At 71.4% G+C, this 2,792-nt stretch carries 3 protein-coding genes; all 3 read right to left on the bottom strand.

Features of this window, described 5'->3' with window-relative positions:
- The coding region (locus tag ACK5KK_RS09770; RefSeq protein WP_416889894.1) for a GtrA family protein at positions 1-1,086 on the bottom strand (1,086 nt) is incomplete at its 3' end.
- Between the two features lie 5 nt (positions 1,087-1,091).
- Complete coding sequence (locus ACK5KK_RS09765) at positions 1,092-2,036, bottom strand: phosphodiester glycosidase family protein (RefSeq protein WP_416889893.1); 945 nt, start codon at positions 2,034-2,036, stop codon at positions 1,092-1,094.
- Between the two features lie 105 nt (positions 2,037-2,141).
- Positions 2,142-2,792, bottom strand: a 651-nt coding sequence (locus ACK5KK_RS09760) for an Fpg/Nei family DNA glycosylase (RefSeq protein ID WP_416889892.1), incomplete at its 5' end; no start/stop codon positions are given.

The following is a 2,792-nucleotide window of genomic DNA, read 5'->3' as shown; positions in this document are numbered from 1 at the left end:
TCCTGCTGCTGCTGAGCGGGGTTGCCCTGCGCGTTCGTCGTCCCTGAGCGTGTTGTCCTCGCCCCGGCGGCTCGCGGGCCGGGGCGAGGGGAACACCACGGCCCGCTGCACCGCGAAGCTCGTCAGGAACAGTGCGGCATCCGTGACGACCTTCGCGGCCAGCGTCGGGACGCCGGCATCGAACAACGCGGTCAGTGCACCGTAGTTCGCCGCCAGGATCAGCACCGCCAGTGCCGCGTACTGCACGGCGGCGGTCCGCCGGTCTCGGTCGCTGCCGAAGACGAGCGTGCGGTTCACCGCGAAGTTCACCGACGCGCTCAGCAGGCGCGCGGCGACCACCGCGAGCAGCAGCCAGCCCGTCAGCGCGTACAGCAGCAGCATCGCTGCGGTGTCGATCGCGAACGACAGCAGAGCGGATGCCGAGAATCGCAGCAACGGGGCATACACTCGCACCGAGTCCACCAGCGGCCGGAAGTGGCTCGACGCGTTGCCGTCGAGATACACCGTCTCGATGGGCACCTCGATGAGGGCGACGCCGGCACCCCGTGCCCGTAACAGCGTCGTGAACTCGTACTCGAACCGGTCGCCCGGCAGCGTGCCGAGCCAGTCGAGCAGTTTCGCCGGGTACCCGCGCAGCCCGGTCTGCGTGTCGCGCACCCGCGTACCGGTCGCGGCACCGAACAGCCACCGGCTGACCGTGTTCCCCACGCGGCTGCGCACCGGCACCGCGCCCGAGAACGCGCGGGCCCCGAGCACGATCGACCGCTCCGGGCTCCGGCCGGCGAGCCGGTCGGCCACGCGGGCGATGTCGGCCGGTGTGTGCTGGCCATCGGCATCCGCGCTGACGACGTCGGCGCCCGGCCAGCGCCACGCGATCGCCGCGAATCCGGTGCGCAGCGCCGCGCCTTTGCCGCGGTTGCGCGGGTGGCTGATGACGACCGCACCGGCAGCGGCGGCAGCGGCGAAGACGGCGGCGAACCGCGGCCCCGACCCGTCGTCGACGACGAGCACAGGAACCGTCAGGGCGCGCACCAGCGCGACTAGGCGCGCGTCGGGCTCGTACGCCGGGATCAAGACGACATGCACGGCGCTCAGCCCCCGATGTAGAGGATGTCGCTGGTGGCGCGCTCGCCGCCGTTGGAGGGGCGGCTGATGAGCTCGCCGTCGAACCACATCTCGGCCGAGCCGCCGCCGTCGAGGTTATACGCGGTCCGCGCGCCGAGCGAGACGAAGATGTCGGCCAGCTCGGTCATGGTGACCCCGCGGCTGTATCCCGGTTCGCGCCCGTCGACGACGACGATCACGATGTGGTTGTCGTCGATGATCCCGATCGCGGTGCGCGGATGCTCGCCCTGCACCGAGTGGTTGCCGAAGTTGGTGTCGACCTCGATCTGGTCGATGCCGTCGACGGCGGCCCCGTCCTCGACCAGTGCCGGCCCGAAACTGAGGGTGTTCCAGGCGCCGTCGGCGAGGAGGTCGGCGGCGGTGGTCTGCGTCTCGTCATAGACCTCGGCGGTGCCGTCGGTGTAGAAGACCAGGCCGTCACGGGCGCCGTCGTCGCGGTAGACCACACCGTTGCGGATGATGATGCCGTCGTCGCGGAATCCGTAGTAGTCGCCGTTGACGGCGAAGACCGCGTCGTTGGCCTCGGCGGTCTCGCTGACGAGGGCCGTGATGTTCTCGCCGACCTGGTTGTTCGCGAACGCAGCGCGCAGCGCGGTCGCGTCGCCCAACGTGAGGTCGGCGACGTGATAGGTGACGGTGTCCCGCCCCGATCCCGCAGTGGTCGTGGTGATCTGGATCGACGCGTCGGCGGAGGTGTAGCTCGTGTCGGTGACGATCGCGGTGCTCGTGTCGCCGGCCGCGCCGCGTGCGGCGGGCGACACCGCGCTCTGGCCCGCCTCGTACGCGGCGACGTCGTCGACGACGACATGGGGGATGACGAACCGGTCCAGTGCCCACACGGTGCCGCCGGTGGCGACGAGGGCCACGGCCAGTCCACCGGCGGTGAGACCGTAGGCGAGTCGACGTTTCATGAGCCCAGTGTCGGCATCCGCCGTATGAGCGGGTTCAGGCGCGGTTGTGCGCCGCCTATGAATGCCCGGCCGTGGAGCGTTCTGCCTTCCCGGGACGGGCGCGCGTCACCGCTGGCAGGAGGGGCACCAGAACACGATCCGTTCGGCGGTGGCCGCAGCGCCCAGGTCGGCGCGGCGGATCGCGGTGCCGCACCGACGGCACGGCGACCCCTCACGCCGGTACACCCAGTGCCGGGCGCCGCGACGGGTGTCGCCGGTGAAGGTGCGTGCGACGCGGTCGCGGTTGCTCCGTATCATCCGTGCCGCCGTGTCTACCAGGGCGGCGGTATCGGCGTTGCGCGCGCGGGCGGTGGGGCGGATGCCGCGCACGAACAGCACCTCGTTCGCGTACTCGTTGCCGAGGCCGGCGAGGTTTCGCTGATCGAGGAGCGCCACGTGCACGGCCCGGTCGTCGCGAGCCAGCCGGCGCGCCGCCTCGGCACCATCCCAGTCCGGTCCCAACGGGTCGGGGTCGAGGCGTCCCACGACGCGGTCCTCGTCGACCGTGGGCAGCAAATCGACCATCGCCACGTCGACGCCGACCGCTTCGGCGGACGCCGTACCGACAACGGCGCGTGCGCGGAACGCGGGGAACCGCCACCGGGCGCCGGGCCGGTAGATCTGCCACTCGCCGTCCATCATGAGGTGGCTGTGCAGTGTCTGGTCGCCGATGCGCATCAGCAGGTGCTTGCCGCGCGGGGTCACTTCGCGCACCGT

Source organism: Microbacterium sp. (assembly GCF_047972865.1).
GTDB lineage: Bacteria > Actinomycetota > Actinomycetes > Actinomycetales > Microbacteriaceae > Microbacterium.
The sequence above is the reverse complement of the archived record's forward strand: the minus strand, read 5'-3'. Positions and strand labels throughout refer to the sequence as shown.

Excerpts from the sequence above, each read along its gene's own strand:
- ACK5KK_RS09765 (WP_416889893.1), bottom strand. The coding sequence starts at position 2,036 with ATGAAACGTCGACTCGCCTACGGTCTCACCGCCGGTGGACTGGCCGTG.